Origin of the sequence: Nonomuraea sp. NPDC049419, assembly GCF_040676995.1 — a bacterium.
Classification (GTDB): Bacteria; Actinomycetota; Actinomycetes; order Streptosporangiales; family Streptosporangiaceae; genus Nonomuraea; species Nonomuraea salmonea.
Genome location: NZ_JBFAQB010000031.1, coordinates 17,269 through 37,270, shown reverse-complemented (window position 1 = coordinate 37,270; position 20,002 = coordinate 17,269). Strand labels below are relative to the sequence as shown.

Genomic DNA, 20,002 nt, shown 5'->3' with positions numbered 1-20,002 from the left:
CCCGGCCGTTCCACGGCCGGGCCATCTGTGCGTGGTCAGCGGTAGCGGGCCTGCCCGCCGCCCGGCACGACCTCGCCCAGCACCCACGCGTCGAGACCGCGCCCGGCCAGCAGCCTGATCGCCGCGTCGGCCGCGCCGGCCGGGACGATCGCGGCCATGCCGACGCCGAGGTTGAACGTCTTGTCCATGTCCTGCTGGGCGATGCGGCCGTGGCCCGCCAGCACGCCGAAGATCGCCGGAGGCGTCCACGACGAGCGGTCGAGCACCGCGTCGAGGTGCCCCGGCAGCGAGCGGGCCAGGTTGCCCTCGATGCCGCCGCCGGTGATGTGCGCGTACGCGTGCACCTCCACCCGCCTGGCCAGCTCCAGGCAGTCGAGCGCGTAGATGCGGGTGGGCTCAAGCAGCTCCTCGCCCAGCGGCCGGCCCAGCTCGGGCAGGACCGCGTCGAGCGACAGGTCCGCCTCGCGCAGCACGTGGCGTACGAGGGAGTAGCCGTTGGAGTGCACCCCCGACGACGCCAGCCCCAGCACCACGTCGCCCGCCTCGACCCGGTCGGGGCCGAGCAGCGCGTCGGCCTCGACGACGCCGGTGCCGGCGCCCGCGAGGTCGTACTCGTCGGGGCCCATCGCGCCGGGGTGCTCGGCCGTCTCGCCGCCCACCAGCGCCGCCCCGGCGAGCCGGCAGCCCTCCGCCACGCCGCCGACGATCTCGGCGATGCGCTCGGGCACCACCTTGCCGCAGGCCACGTAGTCGGTCATGAACAGCGGCTCGGCCCCGCACACCACCAGGTCGTCGAGGACCATGCCGACCAGGTCGATGCCGATCGTGTCGTGCTTGCCGTAGCGCTGGGCGAGCATCACCTTGGTGCCGACGCCGTCGGTGGACGACGCCAGCAGCGGCCGCTTGTAGCGCAGCAGCGCCGAGGCGTCGAAGAGACCGGCGAAGCCGCTCGCGTCGTCGACCACCTCGGGCCGCCGCGAGCGCGCCACCTTGTCCTTCATCAGCGCGACGGCCCGCTCGCCCGCCTCGATGTCGACGCCCGCCGCCTCGTACGTACTCACGCCTTGCTCTCCAACACGAACTTGCCCACGTTGTCCTGGTCGATCGGGATCGGGTACTCGCCCGTGAAGCAGGCCCGGCAGAGCCGGTCGGACGGGATGGTGGTGGCCTTGGTCAGCCCCTCTAGGGAGATGTAGCCGAGCGAGTCGGCGCCCAGCGAGGCCCTGATCTCCTCCACCGTCAGCGAGCCCGCGATCAGCTCCGCCCTGGTGGCGAAGTCGATGCCGTAGAAGCACGGCCAGGCCACCGGCGGCGACGAGATGCGGACGTGCACCTCGCGCGCCCCCGCCTCGCGCAGCATCCTGACGATGGCCCGCTGCGTGTTGCCGCGCACGATCGAGTCGTCCACGACGACCAGCCGCTTGCCCTCCACGACCTCGCGCAGCGGGTTGAGCTTGAGCCTGATGCCGAGCTGGCGGATGGTCTGGGAGGGCTGGATGAACGTGCGGCCCACGTAGGAGTTCTTCACCAGGCCCTGGCCGTAGGGGATGCCGCTCTCCTCGGCGTAGCCGACCGCCGCGGGCGTGCCCGACTCGGGGGTCGGGATGACCAGGTCGGCCTCCACCGGGTGCTCCCTGGCCAGCACGCGGCCCACCTCGACCCGGGTCACCTGCACGCCGCGACCGGCGATCGTGGTGTCGGGGCGGGCGAGGTAGACGTACTCGAACAGGCAGCCCTTCGGCTCGGCGAGCGCGAAGCGGCGGGACCTGACGCCGCGCTCGTCGATCGTCAGCAGCTCGCCCGGCTCGATCTCGCGGACGAACGTCGCGCCCACGATGTCGAGGGCCGCCGTCTCCGAGGCCACCACCCAGCCGCGTTCGAGACGGCCGAGCACCATCGGGCGGATGCCCTGCGGGTCGCGGGCCGCGTAAAGCGTGCGCTCGTCCATGAAGACCAGCGAGTAGGCGCCCTTGACCTGCGGGAGCAGCTCGGCCGCCGCGTCCTCGACGGACCTGCTGCGGTCCTGCGCGAGCAGGGTCGTCAGGACCTCGGTGTCGGTGGTGGCGCGTGTGGAGCCGGGAGCGAGGCGCTGCGCCAGCTCAGGGGTGTTGATCAGGTTGCCGTTGTGGGCCAGCGCGAGGCCGCCCTCCTCGGTGGAGCTCAGCGTGGGCTGCGCGTTCTCCCACACGCTGGAACCGGTCGTGGAGTAGCGGCAGTGTCCGATGGCCAGGTGGCCGCGCAGGGTGCTGAGCACCGACTCGTCGAAGACCTGGGCCACCAGGCCCATGTCCTTGTAGACGAGAATGCGGCTGCCCTCGCTGACCGCGATGCCCGCGGACTCCTGTCCGCGGTGCTGCAACGCGTACAGCCCGTAGTAGGTGAGTTTGGAAACTTCCTCGCCCGGAGCCCAGACGCCGAAGACGCCACAGGCGTCTTTAGGTGCGCGGTCGTGGGGGTCCAGGTCATGGCCGAGCCGGCCGTCGCCCTTCAGCACATGCCTCAGTCTAGGTTGGGCGCTTCCGTGCTCGCACACCTGGGGGTGAATCTGCGGGTGTGCGTTGACCTGGCCGCATTCGTATCGCGCTCCCGTCGTGCTCCGGTACGGTCACGCGCCCGCCACCCGGCCGTTCCTTACTCGTTCCCTGACGTTTTGTCACACGGTGACCCAGAGATGAGGATCCTCTTACCGTGTCGTGCGGTTTAGCGGGCGCTCTCCGCGAAAGGGTGAACTATCCGGCATGCAGACCCGTCGGGAGACGCAGACGTGACCACACCTGGGGACCCCAACGAGCCCCGCCCGGGGCAGGACCGGCGTCCAGAGCACCAGCAGGAATCAGAGTGGTGGAGCGAGGGCACCTTGCCGGACGACCGGTCCGACGAGGAGCCTGAGCGCCCGGGTGAGCAGCCGCGGCCCGGTGTGGAACCCGGACGGCCCGGTGAAAAGCCGCGGCCCGGCGAGGAGCCCGGGCGGCCGGGTGCGGAGCCGCGGCCCGGTGTTGAGCCCAGGGAGCCGGGGGACGAGCCGATCGCGCCGGCGCCGCCCGTGGTGCCGCCCCCCGATGTGCCGCCGACCCACGAGCCCAGGCCGTCCGGGCAGCCCACCCATCCCGACCTGCCGACCGCCCCCGAGACGCCGCAGCCGACCGGCGCGGGGCCGTCCGAGACCTCGCAGCCTGTGCAGCCTGTGCAGCGGGACGTGGAGGAGACACAGGTGTTCCCGATCCCCGGGGCGACGCCCACCTATCCAGGGTGGGGCCGGGAGCGGGAGCGGGAGGAGGGTGAGCCGCCGGGCAGGCAGCCCTCACGCTACGAGCAGGGCGACCAGCCGCACTTCGCGCCGCCGGGCGAGAGCTCGCGCTGGGAGGGCGGCCAGGCGGGCACGCCGCCGCCCGGCGCAGGACCGGCCGGCACGCCGCCGCACGCGGCGGGGGAGGAGCGCGGCGACCAGCCGCACCCCGGCGAGCAGCAGGAGCGGCACGACCAGGCGTACCGGCAGGACGAGGACCAGACGATCCCGGGGACGATGCCCTCCAGCCCGTACGGCGGCCCGCCCGGCTACCCGCCGCCCCCGCCCCCAGGCACCCCCTACGGCCCCTCAGGCGGCCAGTACGGTCAGTACGGCCCGTACCAGCAGCCCCGGCCCGGCAGCGGCCTGGCGACGGCCTCGCTCGTGCTGGGCGTGGCCAGCCCATTCCTGGTGTTCGTCTGCTTCACGGGCCTGATCACCGCCATCCTGTCGATCATCTTCGGCTGCGTGGCCCTGGCCAAGCGGGTGGGCAAGGGCCGCGCGATCGCCGGCATCGTGATCAGCGTGCTGTCGCTGGTCCTGTTCGCGATCGTGGCGATCTGGTTCTGGAACGTCGTGCAGGAGTGCGCCCAGCTGCCGAGCCCGATGGCGGACCGGTGCTTCGAGTCGAAGTTCCCGTGGATGAGCGGCACCAGGTAGGGGCTACAGCGGCAGGTGGTCCGAGAGGTCGGCGCGGGAGCCGCTGGCGGAGACGGCGCCCTTGGCGACCGCTTCGTCCCAGGTGAGGCGCCCGAGCGCGAGCTCGATCCAGGTGCGCCCGTCCATCTCGACGACGTTGGGCGGGGTGCCGCGCGTGTGGCGGGGCCCCGCGACGGCCTGGACGGCGGCGTACGGCGGCACGCGCACCTCGACGGTGCGGCCCGGCGCGGCGGTGGCGAGCTTGTCGAGCAGATGGCGCACGGCCTGCCTGGCGGCGTCGCGTTCCGGCCGCAGCCCGCGGTCGTAGGCGGCGAGCACGGCGGCGACGAGCGCGTCGGGGAGCGCGGAGGCGGGGCCGTCGTAGGGGGGCTCGTCGAGGGCGACGAGCTGGCCGTCTAGGGCGGCTCTCAGCTTTTCCTGGTCCAGCTTGCGTGGAGGCACCTGACCATTGTCTCCCTGCCAGTTGTCTCCCTGTCAGCGTTCATCGGGATGGAGGTCGTCGTTCACCTGCGGTTTCGACGGCGCCCGTAGCCTCCCCGCCGTACAACTGCGCTTTTTTCTGGAGGACCTGTGGCGAACCCCAACGCGGGAGGCCGGCTGCTACCGCTGCTGTCCACCCCGCACAAAGGTGGCCGTTCCGCGCTGACCTGTCAGTTCCGCTGCGGCAACGCGTGCGCTCACGACGTGGCCAACACCACGGACAACGCCTACTTCGGCGACGTGGTGAAGGAGGTTCTGTCGCGCCGCGGCGTGCTGCGGGCGGGCGCGCTCGGCGCGCTGGTCGCGGGTGCGGGCCTCGCGGGGGCGGCGCCGGCGCTCGCGGACGGGCAGGCGGAGCCGGCGGCGGCCCGTCCTGGCAGGCCGGGCGGCGGCCGTTCCGACCTGCGCTTCACCCCGGTGCCGCCGAACAAGGAGGACGCGCTGCGCGTCCCCGACGGCTACAAGTCCTCGGTGGTGGTGCGCTGGGGCGACCCGGTGCTGCCCGACGCGCCCGCGTTCGACTTCGACGGTCAGACGCCTGAGGCGCAGAGCAAGCAGTTCGGCTACAACTGCGACTACGTGACGCTGTTCCCCATGGGCGACGACCGGGCGCTGATGTGGGTCAACCACGAGTACACCGACGAGAGCCTCATGTTCCGCGGCTACACCGGCGGCGCGGAGGCGACCGAGGAGCAGATCAAAATCGGGCTGGCCGCGCACGGCGGCTCGGTCGTGGAGATCGAGCGGGCCGGCGGCAGCGGCCAGTGGAAGCTGGTCACCGAGGGGCGCCGCCGCTACAACCGGCGCATCACGGCGCAGACCAAGATGCGCTTCAGCGGCCCCGCGGCCGGGCACGAGCTGCTGCGCACGGCCGCCGACCCGGAGGGCCGCACGCCCATCGGCATGCTGAACAACTGCTCGGGCGGCACCACGCCGTGGAAGACGGTGCTGACCGCCGAGGAGAACATCGACCAGTACTTCGTCAACGGCGACAAGGTGCCGGCGGCGCAGAAGCCGTACATCGAGCGGTACACGATCACGACGGGCGTGCCCGAGGAGAGCCGCCGCTTCGACCGGGTGGAGGAGCGCTTCGACCTGGCCGAGCACCCGCACGAGGCCAACCGCTTCGGGTGGATCGTGGAGATCGACCCGTTCGACCCCGACTCCACGCCGGTCAAGCGTACGGCGCTCGGCCGGTTCAAGCACGAGGCGGCGACGACCACGCTGTCCCGCGACGGCCACCTGGTCGTCTACATGGGGGACGACTCGCGGTTCGAGTACATCTACAAGTTCGTCTCCAAGGATCGCTACAAGCCGGGCAACGACCGGCACAACCGTTCGCTGCTGGACGAGGGCACCCTGTACGTCGCCAAGCTCACCGGCGACAGCCCGGACAAGGAGATCGACGGGTCCGGCAAGCTGCCGAAGGACAAGGAGTTCGACGGCTCGGGCGAGTGGATCCCGCTGGTGTCGGGCGACCGGTCGTACGTGAAGGGCATGTCGGCGGCCGAGGTGCTGGTCTACACGCGGGTCGCGGCCGACAAGGTCGGCGCCACGAAGATGGACCGGCCTGAGGACATCGAGCGCAACCCGGTCACCGGCGGCGTGTTCGTGGCGCTGACCAACAACACCAACCGCACCCCGGCCCAGGTGGACGAGGCGAACCCGCGTCCGTCGAACAAGCACGGCCACGTGCTGGAGATCACCGAGCGCCGCGACGACGCGGGCGCGCGGCGCTTCGCCTGGTCGCTGGTGCTGGTCTGCGGTGACCCGAAGGACCCCACGACCTACTTCGCCGGGTACGACAAGAGCAAGGTCTCGCCGATCTCCTGCCCGGACAACGTGACGTTCGACAAGGACGGCAATCTGTGGATCTCCACGGACGGCAACGAGCTGGGCTCCAACGACGGCCTGTTCGTGATGCCGGTCAAGGGTGAGGAGCGGGGTCACCTGCGCCAGTTCCTGACGGTCCCGGTGGGCGCGGAGACCTGCGGCCCGCTGGTGACGAGCGACCAGCGCAGCGTGTTCGTGGCGGTGCAGCACCCGGGCGAGATCGACGGCGCCACGCCGGACAACCCGGGCAGCCGCTGGCCCGACGGCGACCAGCCGCGCCCTGCGGTGGCGGTGGTCTGGCACGGCAAGGGCAAGAAGATCGGCGCTTGACCTCAAGTTAAGTCGAGGTCGTACCGTCCATGTCATGAGCATGGAGATGACCGCCTGGCACCAGCTTTACTCGATGAACAACCAGCAGGAGCGTCGTCCGCTGTCGCGGGCGACGCTCCGCCGCATCGCCGGGTTCGCCCGTCCCCACCGCACCAAGATCACGCTGTTCCTGCTGCTCAGCGTGGTGCTCGCGGGCCTCGCCGTGGGCTCTCCGCTGCTCGCGGGCCGGGTGGTGGACGCCATCTTCAACGGCGAGCCGCTCGGCGTGGTGGTGACCGTGGCGCTGCTGATCGCGGGGCTGGCGATCGCGGAGGCCGGGCTGGGCCTGCTCAACCGGTGGTTCTCCGCGGGGCTCGGCGAGGACCTTATCCTCGACCTGCGTACGGCCGTCTTCGACCACGTCCAGAAGATGCCGATCGCGTTCTTCACGAGGACCCGCACCGGCGCCCTGGTCAGCCGCCTGAACAACGACGTGATCGGCGCGCAGCGGGCCTTCACCGACACGCTGTCCGGCGTGGTGGGCAACCTGGTCACGCTGGTGCTGACGCTGGTCGCGATGATCGGCATCTCGTGGCAGATCACCCTGCTCGCACTGGTGCTCCTGCCCGTCTTCATGCTGCCGGCCCGGCGGATGGGCGGCAGGATCGCCCGGCTGCGGCGCGAGGCTGCCGACCACAACGCCGCCATGGGCACGCAGATGACCGAGCGGTTCTCGGCCCCGGGCGCGACGCTGATCAAGCTGTTCGGCCGGCCCGCGCACGAGTCGGCCGAGTTCGCGGGCAGGGCCCGCAGGGTGCGCGACATCGGCGTGCGCACCGCCATGACGCAGACCGCGTTCGTCACCGCGCTGACCCTGGTCTCGGCGCTGGCCCTGGCCCTCGTGTACGGCCTCGGCGGCTTCTACGCCCTGCGCGGCCAGCTCGCCCCCGGCGCGCTCGTGGCGATGGCCATGCTCCTCACCCGCCTGTACGCCCCCCTGACCGCGCTGGCCAGCGCCCGCGTGGACGTCATGAGCGCGGTCGTCAGCTTCGAGCGCGTCTTCGAGGTGCTCGACCTCAAGCCGCTCATCCAGGAGCGCCCCGGCGCCCGCGAGGTGCCCGAGGGGCCGGTCTCGGTGGAGTTCGACGACGTGCGCTTCTCCTACCCCTCGGCCGACAAGGTCTCGCTGGCCTCTCTTGAGGAGGTGGCCGTGCTCGACTCGCGCGGCGGCGAGGAGGTGCTGCACGGGGTGTCGTTCCGCGCCGAGCCAGGGCAGATGGTGGCGCTGGTCGGCTCGTCCGGCGCGGGCAAGTCCACGATCGCGCAGCTGCTGCCCCGCCTGTACGACGTCGACTCGGGCGCCGTACGGCTCGGCGGGGTGGACGTGCGCGACCTGACCGCCGACACGATCCGCGACACGCTCGGCATGGTCACCCAGGACGGCCACCTCTTCCACGAGACCATCCGCGCCAACCTGCTGCTGGCCAGGCCGGAGGCGAGCGAGGACGAGCTGTGGGACGCGCTCACCCGCGCCCGCCTGGCCACGCTCATCCAGTCGCTGCCCGACGGCCTCGACACGGTGGTGGGCGAGCGCGGCTACCGCCTGTCGGGCGGCGAGCGCCAGCGGCTCACGATCGCCAGATTGCTGCTGGCCAGGCCGCGCGTGGTGATCCTGGACGAGGCCACGGCGGCGCTCGACTCGACCTCGGAGGCGGCGGTGCAGGCGGCACTGGGCGAGGCGCTGGAGGGCAGGACCGCCGTGGTGATCGCGCACCGGCTGTCCACCGTGCGGGCGGCCGACCTGATCCTGGTCATCGAGGACGGCCGGGTGGTCGAGCGCGGCACGCACGCCGAGCTGCTCGCGGCGGGCGGCCGCTACGAGGAGCTCTACCGCACCCAGTTCGAGGACCCGACGGCGGCGGAGGCGGCCGCCTGACCCCTCCTCGGGGCGGCGGCCGGAGGCTACAGTCACGATCATGGCCTTCGAACTGATCTGTGAGATCGAACCACCCACCCGGCCCGATCTGAAGCGCGTCAGGCACCAGATCGGCACGTTGAGCACCATCGCGAGCGCCTTCCTCATCCCCGACAACCACATCGGCCGGGCCACCGTGTCGAGCGTGGCCGTGGCGCACGAGGTCGAGGCGATGGGCGGGCGGGGCATCGCGTGCCTCAACTCGCGCGACCGCAACCTGCTCGGCTTCCGCCGCGACCTGCTGACGGCCGCCGCGTACGGGGTCGAGCGGTTCCTGTTCGTCTACGGCGACAAGCCCACCAGCGGCAACCGCACGAGCGACCTGACCGTGCGCTCGATGATCGAGGAGGCGCGGGCGTTCTCGCCCGACTTCCACGTGGGCGCCGCCGCCGCGCTGCGCCCGCTGCCGGCCTGGAAGCGTACAGCCGACTTCCTGTTCTCCCAGGTCAGCTTCTCGGTGGAGGCCCAGCTGCGCTGGCGCGAGGAGCACCCGGCCGACGTGCCGGTCTATGCCGGCGTGATGGTCCTCGCCAGCGAGCGGCACGCCCGCACGCTGGGCGCGGCCATCCCCGACATCGCGATCCCCGACGAGCTCGTGGCCGCGGTGGCCGCCGACCGGGCGGCGGGCGTCGAGGCCGCGTGCGAGCAGGTGCTGGCGCTGCGCGACAGCGGGGCGTTCGCCGGGGTGCACCTCATCCCGGTCGCCCGTTACCGTCAGGTCGAGGCGCGGCTGGCCGGCGCGCTCTGAGGCCGCGCCAGAGCCGCCAGCACCGCGCCCGCCAGGGCCACGGCGAAGAGCACCGCATACGCCCGCTGGAAGCCGTCCATGAGCTGCCCCACGGCCACCGGTGAGAGCGTGGAGAGCGTGCCCGCGTAGACCTGGGCACGCAGCTCCGGCCCCACCGACGCGGTCAGCACGGTGAGCGACAGGCCGACGCTGATCACGATGCCGACGTTCATCACCATCACCCGCAGCCCGTTGACCACGCCCAGGCTCCCGGCCGGCAGCGCGGTCATCACCTGCGTGGTGTTGCCGGTGAGGAACGTTCCGCTGCCGCAGCCGGCCACGAAGAGCCCGATGCCGATCACCCAGTACGGCGTGCCCGCCTCCGCCGTCACCATCAGCGTGCCGAGCCCGGCCGCGCTCAGCAGCGCGCCCCCGATGGACAGCGCGTACGGCGACACCCGCCGCCCCAGCATGCCCACGATCGGCGAGGCCAGCCCGATCCCCACCGGCACGGGCAGCACGCTCAGCCCCGCCTCGAACGCGCCCACGCCGCGCGCCGCCTGGAAGTACAGCGCCACGACCAGGATCAGCGCGGAGCGGGCCAGCGCGTTGCAGAACGAGGCCAGGTTCGCGCACGCCAGCAGCCGCCCGCCGAACAACCGCAGGTCCAGCACCGGGTTCGCGGAGCGCCGCTCGGCCACCACGACCAGCGGCGCCGCCACGACGAACACGGCCACCCCGGCGATCACGACGGGGCTGCCGGGCCCCCGCGACCCGGCCTCCGACAGCGCCAGCAGCAGCGCCGACAGGGCGGCGAACACCAGCACGTTGCCCAGCGCGTCCACCGGCTGCCTGGGCCGCCGCGGCATCTTGCGTAAGATCGCCGCGCCGACGCCGAGCGCGAGCAGCCCGGCGGGCACGTTCACCCAGAAGATCCACTGCCAGCCGGCCGTCTCCGCGATGAGGCCGCCCACGGTCGGCCCGGCGAGCTGGGCGACCGACATCGTGCCGATGTAGACGCCCATGCCCTGGCTGAGCCGCTCGGGCGGGAACGCGTCAGTGATGATCACCGTGCCGTTCGCCAGGATCATGGCCGCGCCGACCGCCTGTAACACCCGCATCGCGATCAGGAACCCGACGCTCGGCGACAGCCCCGCCAGCAGCGAGGCCAGCGTGAACAGCGCGAACCCGGCCAGATAGACCTCGCGCCGGCCCAGCAGATCGGCCACCCGGCCGAAGAACACCAGACTCGCGGTGTTGACCAGCAGGAACGCCAGCAGGATCCAGCCCGACTCCAGCGGGCCCGCCTGGAAGTGCCGCACGACCGCGGGCAGCGCCACGTTCAGCGTGCTGCCGGCGATGCCGATGAGGACCAGGCCCAGGCTGGTGACCGCGCAGACCCGCCAGGCGTAGCGCAGGCGGGTGGCGTCGTGGGGGGTGACCGCGACCATGACCTCCATCATGACGTACGACGTACGTCACGGAATGTGGTCACCTGGCGCGCTTGCGCAGTCCCTCCAGGTCATGGATGACCACGCGCCGCCGGCCGGTCTCGATGAGCCCGCGGTCGCGCAGCGTGCGCAGCGCCTTGCTGACGGCCTCGCGGGAGGCGCCGGTCCAGCCGGCCAGCTCGTCCTGCGAGAGCGGCAGCGCCACCCGGACGCCCGTGGTGGTCTTCTCGCCGTAGCGCTCGGCCAGCTCCAGCAGGCGGGTGGCGACCCGGCCGGTGGTGTCGAAGGCGCCGTACTCGATGCGCTTCCTGTCGGAGTCGCGCAGCTTGGCGCTGACCTGCTGCATGAGCAGCACCGCGATGCGGCCGTGCGACTCCAGGAACGTGGCGAAGTCGCGGACCACGATGCCGGAGATCGGCTCCAGCGCGGTGACCGTGGTCGAGCGGGGCGAGCCGTCGATGGCCGACAGCTCGCCGATGAGCGCGCCGGGACCGCGTACGGCGAGCACCACCTCGGTGCCCGCGCTCGTGTGGGACGAGCACTTGACCCGGCCGTCCAGCAGCACCAGGACCCAGTCGGACGTGTCGCCCTCGGTCATGATGGTCGTGCCGCGATCCCACCGCCGCAGGCGGCCGGCCGCTTTCAGCGACTCGACCTCCTCGTTGGTCAGCAGGGTGAGAAACTCGCCAGGTTCTGGGGCCATGCGCCCGATTATGGCGGCAAACGGAACCCTGGTTCTATTCCAAATCCGTCAGAACGTACGCGGTGACCGGCTCCTCCTTGCCCTTGAGGTTGAGCGCGCCCAGGGAATTCACTGTCACGTCATCCCCGAGCTGCCGGTACGTCGTCTCGCCGATGACCACCGTGCCGGGCTCGGCGATCGCCTGGAGGCGGGCGGCCACGTTGACGCAGTCGCCCATCGCGTTGAAGCCGCGCAGCTCGGGGCTGCCGATGTTGCCCACCAGCGCGGGCCCGGTGTTGACGCCCACCCGGAACGTCGGCCACTCCACCTCGTCGGAGCGCTGCCAGGCCATCTCCTCGGCCACCTCGGCGGCGGCCCGTTGCATCTCCAGCGCCGCCTTGCAGGCCGCCCGCGCGTGCCCCGCCTGCGTGGCAGGCGCGTTGAACAGCGCCAGCAGCGCGTCGCCGACGAACTGCACGATCGTGCCGCCGTTGTTCAGGATGCAGGGGACGGCCGCCGTGTGGTAGCGGTTGAGCATCTCGACGATCTCGCCCGGCGTCACCTTCTCCGAGAACGTCGTGAAGCCCTTGAGGTCGGCGAAGAGCGCCGTCAGTTCCTTCACCTCGCCGCCCAGCGCCGCCTGCCCCGGGTCGGCGAGCAGCGCGTGCGCCACGTCCGGCGACATGTACTGGTGGAAGAGCGTGTGCAGCTCCTGGTAGAGCCGGGCGTTCTCCAGCGAGATCGACAGCTGCCCGGCCAGCGTCGCGGCCAGCGCCTCGTCCTGGCTCGTCCGCCCGATCGGCACCTCCAGCACGCCCGCCAGGTTGCCCTTGACGGTCAGCGGGAAGGCCAGCAGCCCGTCACGCCTGATCGGGTCGTCACCCATGAACGCGTAGTCGCGCGAGCCCACCTGCGTCTTGCCCTCGGACACCAGCGCGATCTTCACATCCCCGTACGCCTGCCGCACCCGCTCAAGAGACGTCGTCAGCAGCTGGTCCTCCGGCAGGCCCACCCGCGTCTGCACGCTCACCGCCACCAGCGCCGACAGCCGCTCCGACAGCTCGCGCTCCTCGGCCAGCGCCCGTCCTGCCCGGTCGAGCACCGCCGCCTGGCCCTCGTTGAGCCGGAACTTGCCCGACATCCGGGTCGCGGCCAGCGGCTCGCCCTTGCGTACGTGCTCGACCAGCTCCTCCAGCGCTTGGTCGTAGTCGCGCTTGATGCGGGCCACGGTCGCCGACAGCGCCACCGAGTCGAACAGCCCCGCGCTCGACCCCTCGCGCCTGAACTGCAGGTAGGCGCTGTAGGCGACGAACATGAAGGCCAGGGTCAGCAGCAGGTGCCACTCCCACCACGACAGGTGCCAGTTGAGCTGCGACATGCCGGCCACCATCGACTCGGCCAGCAGCGCGTACGCGGTGAGCAGGCTGATCAGCATCGCCGACGGGCGGCGCCTGTGCAGCAGGAACATCATCACGCCGGCCGCGCCGTACAGCAGCAGGCCCGGGATCGACGCCCAGACCAGCCAGTCGATCGGCGAGACCTCGGGCGGCTCGCTCAGCGCGGTCAGGCCGGGCACCAGCGACACCATGCCCCACAGCACCATGGCGCCGAGCAGCGCGCCCCTGATGAAGTGCTGCCACGACAGCACGACCTTCGCCACCCGCTCGCCCAGCGGCAGCGCCGAGACGAACGCGAACACCGCCGCGATCGACAGCCCGACCTGCTGGCCCGCGTCGAAGCCCACCGAGCCGCCGGGCAGGATGACCTTGGGGGTGGCCAGGCCGTGCAGGAAGAAGAAGCCGGCGTTGGTCACGAAGACCATGGAGACGAGGAACAGGCGGGCGTCGGCGCGCCGCCGCGACGCCTCGCTGATGAGCACGCCGAGCACGAGGTTGACGCCGGCGACCAGGATGATCAGCCAGAAGTGGCTCGGGTTGTGCTGCCACGGGATGTTGATGTGGTCGTTGGCCAGCAGCAGCCAGAGGCCCAGCATGGGCAGCGCCAGGTGGATCCCCCAGACAACGCCGCGAACGGGCTGGGTGGCCGGTGGGAGGTACGTGGGACCAGGGGTTGACACAGACCGATTATCCACGGGCGATCGCTGTCGCGACTGCGTCGTTTTACTCACCCACGTCATCGACAATCCGTCATCGCCGTCAGTAACCCTCTGTTTCGAGATAAATGCGTTACGTAATCACGGTCATCCTTTGGAACGTTTGAGGCGTGAATCTCTTGCATCACACGCGCAACACTCGACCCTCTGGAGGGCATCGTGGCCATCAAGGTTCGTCGTGGGGGCACGCTGACACTCGCCACCGTCGGGGCGCTGGCCGCCTCGCTCCTGGCCGCGGGCGGCGTCGCCACCGCATCGTCCGCGGCCTCCGCCGTCTCGGCCGGCGCCGCGGCGGGAACGGTGCACGCCTGCGTCCACGAGAAGTCGCGGTACGTCCGCATCGTCAACGTCACGGCCAAGTGCCGTAAGAGCGAGCAGCGGATGGTCATCGGGGGCGGCGGCACGTCCACCACCACCGTCGAGACCGGCCCGCAGGGGCCCGCGGGTCCGGCCGGCCCTGCCGGTCCCCAGGGCCCGAAGGGCGACCGCGGTCCGCAGGGCCGCCACGGCATCCAGGGCAAGCAGGGCGCGCCCGGCCCCGCCGGCCCCCAGGGCCCGAAGGGCGAGCAGGGGGAACAGGGCCCGAAGGGTGAGCAGGGTCCGAAGGGTGAGCAGGGCCCCAAGGGCGAGCAGGGCGCTCCCGGCAAGCCCGGCACCCCTGGCCCCCAGGGCCCGAAGGGCGACACCGGACCGCGCGGCCCCGCGGGGCCCCAGGGCCCGAAGGGCGAGCCCGGCACCGGCGCGAACCTGAGCACCTACACCGTCTCCGAGCGCTTCTCCGGCTCCAGCGGCACCGCGAAGTGCAAGGCGGGCGACCTGGTGACCGGCGGCGGCTTCCAGGTGGACTCCCGCTCCCAGGTGACGAGCAGCATGCCGTCCGGCAACGGCTGGTCGGTCAGCGTCACCAAGAACGACATGAAGACCGCCGAGGTCTCCAGCCAGGGCCTCGGCGGCGGCAGCGGCAGCGGCGGCACGGTCTACGCCGTCTGCCTGAAGAAGTAAGGCTTCCGCACAACGCCGAGCGCCCGGAGAACCACGGCAGGAAGGAAGGGGCCGGCACGTGCAAGCCACGTGCCGGTTAACGGCTACGGCGATTCCGGGCGCACCGCGGACAGCGCGCAGAACAGCGCCGGCGCGGCGATCGTGTGGAAAAGGGGCCGGTGCGAGGGAGCTCGCACCGGCCCTGAGAAACTCGCGTCAGCCGAACAGCGCCGGCAGGGCCGCCGTGTGCGTGGTGCGGAGTTCTTCCACCGGGACCTCGAAGACGTCCTTGACGACCAGGGACGAGCCGCCGGTCGTGCCCAGGCCGTAGCAGGGGACGTCGTGGCGGCCGCACAGGGAGGCCAGCTCGTCGTACGCCTCGGGCCGGACCACCACGAGCGCCCGCGCCGCCGACTCGCTGAACAGGTCGGTGAAGGCGTCGCCGGTCAGCTCGACGGTCGCCCCGACGCCCTTGGCCAGGCACGACTCGGCGAGCGCGATGGCGAGCCCGCCGTCGGACAGGTCGTGGGAGCCCGCGAGCAGCCCGCGCCGCGCCGCCTCGACGAGGACGGTGCCGAGCGCCTGCTCCGCCTCCAGGTCGGCCTGCGGCGGCAGCCCGCCCAGGTGACCGTGGACGACGTGAGCCCACTCCGAGCCGCCCAGCTCCTCGCGGGTGTCACCGAGCAGCACGACGCGCAGCCCCTCGGCGACGAACCCGGTCGGCACCCGCTGGGCGACGTCGTCGATGACGCCGAGCACGCCCACCACCGGCGTCGGGTGGATGGCGGTGGAGCCGGTCTGGTTGTAGAAGGAGACGTTGCCGCCGGTCACCGGCACGCCGAGGGTCCTGCAGGCGTCGGCGAGCCCGCGCGTGGCCTCGGCGAACTGCCACATGACCTCGGGGTCCTCGGGGGAGCCGAAGTTGAGGCAGTTGGTGACGGCCAGCGGCTTGGCGCCGGTGACGGCGACGTTGCGGTACGCCTCGGCCAGCGCGAGCTGCGCCCCGGCGTAGGGGTCGAGCTTGGCGTAGCGGCCGTTGCCGTCGGTGGACAGCGCGATGCCCCGGGTGGTCGGCTCGGCGCCCGCGATGGCCTCGGAGATGCGCAGCATGCCCGCGTCGGCCGGCTGGGCCAGCACGGTGTTGGAGCGCACGTAGCGGTCGTACTGGCCGGTCACCCACTCCTTGGAGGCGAGGTTGGGCGAGCCGAGCAGCTTGAGCAGCGTCTGCCGCAGGTCGGCGGGCCGCTCGAGCCGGTCGGGGGTGTCGGCGTTGAGCGCGGCCTGCCCGGCGGGCTCGTGGTAGGGCCGCTCGTAGACGGGCCCGTCGTCGGCGGCGGTGCCCGGCGGGATGTCCACGATGACCTCGCCGTCCCACGTCATCACGAGGCGGCCGGTGTCGGTGACCTCGCCGATGACGGTGGCGGGGACGTCCCACTTCTGGCAGATCGCCATGAACGCGGGGATGTCGTCGGGCCGGACCACGGCCATCATGCGCTCCTGCGACTCGCTCATCAGGATCTCCTCGGGCCTGAGCGAGGGGTCGCGGAGCGGGACGAGGTTGAGGTCGACGGTCATGCCGCCGGTGCCCTTGGCGGCCAGCTCGGTGGTGGCGCAGGAGACGCCGGCCGCGCCGAGGTCCTGGATGCCGACGACGACGTCGGCGGCGTACAGCTCAAGGCAGCACTCGATGAGCAGCTTCTCCATGAACGGGTCGCCGACCTGCACGGCGGGCCGCTTGGCCTGCGACTCGTCCTCGAACGTGGCGCTGGCCAGCACCGACGCGCCGCCGATGCCGTCGGGGCCGGTGGAGGCGCCGAACAGCACGACCTTGTTGCCCGGCCCGGGCGCGGTGGCCAGCTTGATCTGGTCTTTGCGCAGCAGGCCCACGCACAGCGCGTTGACCAGCGGGTTGCCGATGTAGCAGGGGTCGAAGGAGACCTCGCCGCCGATGTTGGGCAGGCCGAGGCAGTTGCCGTAGCTGCTGATGCCCTCGACCACGCCGGGCAGCACCCGCCGGGTGTCGACCGCGTCGGCGGCGCCGAAGCGCAGCGCGTCCATGACCGCGATCGGGCGGGCGCCCATCGACATGATGTCGCGCACGATGCCGCCGACGCCGGTGGCCGCGCCCTGGTGCGGCTCGACGTAGGAGGGGTGGTTGTGCGACTCGATCTTGAACGTGGCCGCCCACCCGTCGCCGATGTCGACCACGCCGGCGTTCTCGCCCATGCCGACCAGCAGCGCCTCGGACTTGGGCGCCTTGGTGGCGAACTGCCGCAGGTGCACCTTGGACGACTTGTACGAGCAGTGCTCGGACCACATGACGCTGTAGATGGCCAGCTCGGAGCCGGTCGGACGGCGGCCCAGGATCTCCTTGACCCGGTCGTACTCGTCCTGCTTCATCCCCAGCTCGGCGAAGGGCATCGGCTCGTCGGGAGTCTCCGCCGCCCGCTGGACACTGTCTGTCATGCGTTCACCAGGTTCTTCAGGATGGAGGTGAAGATGCCGAGGCCGTCGGTGCTCGGGGCGCCGACCAGCTCCTCGACGGCGTGCTCGGGGTGCGGCATGAGGCCGACGACGTTGCCGGCCTCGTTGCGGATGCCGGCGATGTCGTTGAGCGAGCCGTTGGGGTTGCCGACGTAGCGGAAGACCACGTGGCCGCCCGACTCCAGCGCGGCGAGCGTGTCGTCGGAGGCGACGTAGCGGCCCTCGCCGTGCTTGATCGGCAGCACGATCTCCTGGCCGGCGGTGAAGCCGTTGGTCCACGCCGTCGCGGTCTGCTCGACCTTGAGCCGCTGGTCACGGCAGACGTAGTGGAGCGAGGCGTTGCGGGTGAGCGCGCCGGGCAGCAGGTGCGCCTCGCAGAGGATCTGGAACCCGTTGCAGGTGCCGATGACCGGCAGGCCCGCCTTCGCGGCGGGGACCAGCTCGTCCATGATCGGCGCGAAGCGGGAGATGGCGCCGCAGCGCAGGTAGTCGCCGTAGGAGAAGCCGCCGGGCAGGAAGACGGCGTCGACTCCCTTCAGGTCGTGGTCGGCGTGCCACAGCGGGACCGCCTCCGCGCCCACGAGGCGCACGGCTCTGGCTGCGTCCTGGTCGTCGAGAGTTCCTGGAAACGTGACAACGCCCACACGGGCAGCGCTCATGACAGTCGTCCCCTCCGGGTGAATGCGCGCGCCACCGTCCGATCGGGGTGGACGGCGGTATCACCAGGTTATCGGGTGCGCTCCGGTGGTCCGCATCGGCTCGGGAACGCGGGACTGGCGCGGGCTCACGCGGCGGCTCACGCGGCGGCTCACGCGGCGCTTACACGGCGGCGAGCTCGCGGGGACGGGCCTCGGCGGCGTCGTCGTCCCAGTCGAGCAGCTTGCGCAGGTGGACCGTGGTGCCCCGGCCCGGCGTGACGCCGAACGAGATCTCGTCGACGACGGATCGCATGATCAGCAGGCCGCGGCCGTTCTCGGTGTCGGGAGGAGGAAAGTGCGGAGGCATGGTCGGCACGCCATCGCCGTTGTCGGCCACGCGGACGTCGCACTGGCCGGCCCCGATGGCCGCCGTCACCTCGTAGCGGTTGGCCGGCCCTCCGTGCCGGACCGCGTTGGAGCACGCCTCGGACACGGCGAGCAGCATGTCGGCGATGCACGTCTCGCTCACGTTGAGTGAACGCATCGCATCGCCCAGCACTCGCCTGACCATCGGTATGCCGATCGCATCCCGAGGCAGTGCCAACGAGAACTCAATATCCACCGGACTCCTCCGGGCTCCGGAATGTCACCTGGAGTAGGTTTCCCTGAGAAAACGGGGCTAACCGCAAAATCACGTTGTTGTTATTTAGTGTTGGCAAGCCCGTGGCATTGTGGCATGACCGAACCCGGCTTTAACCACCCGAGGGGAAATCCAGCCCCCAAAAGTGCCTTCTACCCCTCAACCCGGACGACGTAGTCCTCGATCACGGTGTTGGCGAGCAGGGTCTCGGCCATCTTGCGCACCTCGGCGAGCGCGGCCTCGTCGGCCTCGCCCTCGATCTCCAGCTCGAACCGCTTTCCCTGGCGCACGGCGGAGACGCCGGAGAAGCCGAGCCTGGGCAGCGCCCTGGCGATGGCCTGGCCCTGCGGATCGAGGATCTCGGGCTTCAACATGACGTCCACGATGACGCGGGCCACTGCGTTCCTCCTGGGTGCGGTGGGTGGTGGGAAGCACAGCCTACCGGCGCGTGTGGCCGCCGACACAACGGGAACGGGGAGGACATGGGGCTTGCGCACAGGGCTGTGACGTCTGCCACGATGGCCCCAAAAGCGTACGAACCTCCACCTCCCGGTTCGGCGCTACGAAGGCTGGCCTAAGGTGGCAACCCCATCTCGGACCGGCCCCGACCACAGGAGTGGCACGTGACACAAGACGCCTCTCGTGGTGCTGACGCACCTCCTGAGCTCGTCCAGCTGCTCACCCCCGAGGGAGAGCGGGTCGAGCATCCCGACTACGACATCGATCTGACCCCGGAGGACGTCCGGTCGCTCTACCGCGACCTGGTGCTCGTCCGGCGCGTCGACCTCGAGGCCGTCGCGCTGCAGCGCCAGGGCGAGCTGGGCATCTGGGCCTCGCTGCTCGGCCAGGAGGCCGCCCAGATCGGGTCGGGGCGCGCGCTGACCGACTCCGACATGGCCTTCCCCACCTACCGCGAGCACGGCGTGGCGTGGTGCCGCGACGTCGACCCGGTGAAGCTGCTCGGCCTGTTCAGGGGGGTCAACCACGGCGGGTGGGACCCCAAGGAGCACAACTTCCACCTCTACACGATCGTCATCGGCAGCCAGACGCTCCACGCGGTCGGCTACGCCATGGGCATCCAGCGCGACGACGCCAACGCGGCCACCATCGTCTACTTCGGCGACGGCGCCACCTCGCAGGGCGACGTCAACGAGTCGTTCATCTGGGCCAGCGTGTTCAACGCGCCGATCGTGTTCTTCTGCCAGAACAACCAGTGGGCGATCTCCGAGCCGCTGGAGAAGCAGACCCGCATCCCGCTCTACCGGCGCGCCTCCGGATTCGGCTTCCCCGGCATCAGGGTCGACGGCAACGACGTCTTCGCCTGCCTCGCCGTCACACGCAAGGCGCTGGAGGCCGCGCGTACGGGCCAGGGCCCCACGCTGATCGAGGCGTTCACGTACCGGATGGGCGCCCACACCACCACCGACGACCCGACCCGCTACCGGGTGGCCAGCGAGCTGGAGGCCTGGAAGCTGAAGGACCCGATCGAGCGGGTCAAGTCGTACCTGTTCAAGAACGAGCACGCCGACCAGGCGTTCTTCGACGCGATCGAGGCCGAGGCCGACCAGCTCGGCGCCGACCTGCGCAGACGCTGTCTGGCCATGCCGGACCCCGAGCCGCTCGACATCTTCGACCACGTCTACAGCGAGCCCCACGCCCTGATCGACCAGGAGCGCGCCCAGTTCGCCGCGTACTTGGAGGGGTTCCGTGACTGAGCGAGGCGACCGCAGCGGCCGGTTCGGG

At 71.3% G+C, this 20,002-nt stretch carries 16 protein-coding genes; 6 read left to right on the top strand and 10 right to left on the bottom strand.

Going from position 1 to position 20,002, the window contains the following annotated elements; translation table 11 throughout:
- Positions 1-35 precede the first annotated feature (35 nt).
- Together purM and purF are read right to left on the bottom strand one after the other, a co-directional pair.
- Complete coding sequence (gene purM / locus AB0K12_RS45520) at positions 36-1,061, bottom strand: phosphoribosylformylglycinamidine cyclo-ligase (protein ID WP_364575077.1); 1,026 nt, start codon at positions 1,059-1,061, stop codon at positions 36-38.
- Positions 1,058-2,494 (bottom strand): amidophosphoribosyltransferase, encoded by a 1,437-nt coding sequence (purF, locus tag AB0K12_RS45515; RefSeq protein WP_364384210.1) that lies wholly within the window; start codon positions 2,492-2,494, stop codon positions 1,058-1,060. The genes purM and purF overlap by 4 nt, the downstream gene beginning before the upstream one ends.
- Before the next feature lie 270 nt (positions 2,495-2,764).
- On the opposite strand from purF, the gene AB0K12_RS45510 reads away from it, so the two are divergent.
- Entirely contained in the window at positions 2,765-3,946 is a 1,182-nt protein-coding gene (locus AB0K12_RS45510) for a hypothetical protein (protein ID WP_364575075.1), read from the top strand.
- A gap of 3 nt (positions 3,947-3,949) precedes the next feature.
- Here AB0K12_RS45510 and AB0K12_RS45505 read toward each other — a convergent pair whose 3' ends face one another.
- Complete coding sequence (locus AB0K12_RS45505; protein WP_364575073.1) at positions 3,950-4,387, bottom strand: sterol carrier family protein; 438 nt, start codon at positions 4,385-4,387, stop codon at positions 3,950-3,952.
- 129 nt (positions 4,388-4,516) lie between these two features.
- On the opposite strand from AB0K12_RS45505, the gene AB0K12_RS45500 reads away from it, so the two are divergent.
- From AB0K12_RS45500 to AB0K12_RS45490, 3 genes are read left to right on the top strand one after another with little or no spacing between them, the layout of a single operon-like run.
- Positions 4,517-6,589 carry a PhoX family phosphatase gene (locus AB0K12_RS45500; RefSeq protein WP_364575071.1) on the top strand — a complete coding sequence of 691 codons (2,073 nt, stop codon included), beginning with the start codon at positions 4,517-4,519 and terminating at the stop codon, positions 6,587-6,589.
- A 34-nt stretch (positions 6,590-6,623) separates the two neighbouring features.
- On the top strand, positions 6,624-8,504 hold the full coding sequence (locus AB0K12_RS45495) for an ABC transporter ATP-binding protein (protein WP_364575069.1): 1,881 nt from the start codon (positions 6,624-6,626) through the stop codon (positions 8,502-8,504).
- A 40-nt stretch (positions 8,505-8,544) separates the two neighbouring features.
- Positions 8,545-9,291, top strand: a complete 747-nt coding sequence (locus tag AB0K12_RS45490; RefSeq protein WP_364575067.1) for a methylenetetrahydrofolate reductase — start codon at positions 8,545-8,547, stop codon at positions 9,289-9,291.
- Here AB0K12_RS45490 and AB0K12_RS45485 read toward each other — a convergent pair.
- The 3 genes from AB0K12_RS45485 to AB0K12_RS45475 are packed head-to-tail and all read right to left on the bottom strand — an operon-like array spanning position 9,258 to position 13,480.
- Positions 9,258-10,733, bottom strand: coding sequence for an MFS transporter (locus AB0K12_RS45485; protein ID WP_364575065.1), 1,476 nt, complete (start codon positions 10,731-10,733; stop codon positions 9,258-9,260). The genes AB0K12_RS45490 and AB0K12_RS45485 overlap by 34 nt on opposite strands.
- Positions 10,734-10,761: 28 nt before the next feature.
- The gene (locus AB0K12_RS45480; RefSeq protein WP_364575063.1) at positions 10,762-11,424 is read right to left on the bottom strand and encodes a Crp/Fnr family transcriptional regulator; all 663 of its coding nucleotides are present in this window, start codon (positions 11,422-11,424) and stop codon (positions 10,762-10,764) included.
- A 34-nt stretch (positions 11,425-11,458) separates the two neighbouring features.
- Entirely contained in the window at positions 11,459-13,480 is a 2,022-nt protein-coding gene (locus tag AB0K12_RS45475) for an adenylate/guanylate cyclase domain-containing protein (RefSeq protein WP_364575061.1), read from the bottom strand.
- A 195-nt stretch (positions 13,481-13,675) separates the two neighbouring features.
- Between AB0K12_RS45475 and AB0K12_RS45470 the strand changes: the two genes are divergently transcribed.
- Complete coding sequence (locus AB0K12_RS45470) at positions 13,676-14,518, top strand: hypothetical protein (protein ID WP_364575059.1); 843 nt, start codon at positions 13,676-13,678, stop codon at positions 14,516-14,518.
- Between the two features lie 195 nt (positions 14,519-14,713).
- On the opposite strand, the gene purL is transcribed toward AB0K12_RS45470, so the two are convergent.
- The 4 genes from purL to purS form a co-directional block, all read right to left on the bottom strand.
- On the bottom strand, positions 14,714-16,963 hold the full coding sequence (gene purL, locus AB0K12_RS45465; protein WP_364575057.1) for a phosphoribosylformylglycinamidine synthase subunit PurL: 2,250 nt from the start codon (positions 16,961-16,963) through the stop codon (positions 14,714-14,716).
- Positions 16,960-17,640, bottom strand: a complete 681-nt coding sequence (gene purQ / locus AB0K12_RS45460) for a phosphoribosylformylglycinamidine synthase subunit PurQ (RefSeq protein WP_364575055.1) — start codon at positions 17,638-17,640, stop codon at positions 16,960-16,962. Before purQ ends, purL begins: the two co-directional genes overlap by 4 nt.
- A gap of 160 nt (positions 17,641-17,800) precedes the next feature.
- Positions 17,801-18,190: an ATP-binding protein gene (locus AB0K12_RS45455; protein WP_355412063.1), complete on the bottom strand. Its 390-nt coding sequence runs from the start codon at positions 18,188-18,190 to the stop codon at positions 17,801-17,803.
- Between the two features lie 221 nt (positions 18,191-18,411).
- Entirely contained in the window at positions 18,412-18,657 is a 246-nt protein-coding gene (gene purS / locus AB0K12_RS45450) for a phosphoribosylformylglycinamidine synthase subunit PurS (RefSeq protein ID WP_345391362.1), read from the bottom strand.
- 225 nt (positions 18,658-18,882) lie between these two features.
- Here purS and pdhA point away from each other — a divergent pair, with 225 nt between their 5' ends.
- Positions 18,883-19,974 (top strand): pyruvate dehydrogenase (acetyl-transferring) E1 component subunit alpha, encoded by a 1,092-nt coding sequence (gene pdhA, locus AB0K12_RS45445; protein WP_345391359.1) that lies wholly within the window; start codon positions 18,883-18,885, stop codon positions 19,972-19,974.
- The last annotated feature ends 28 nt before the right edge of the window (positions 19,975-20,002 follow it).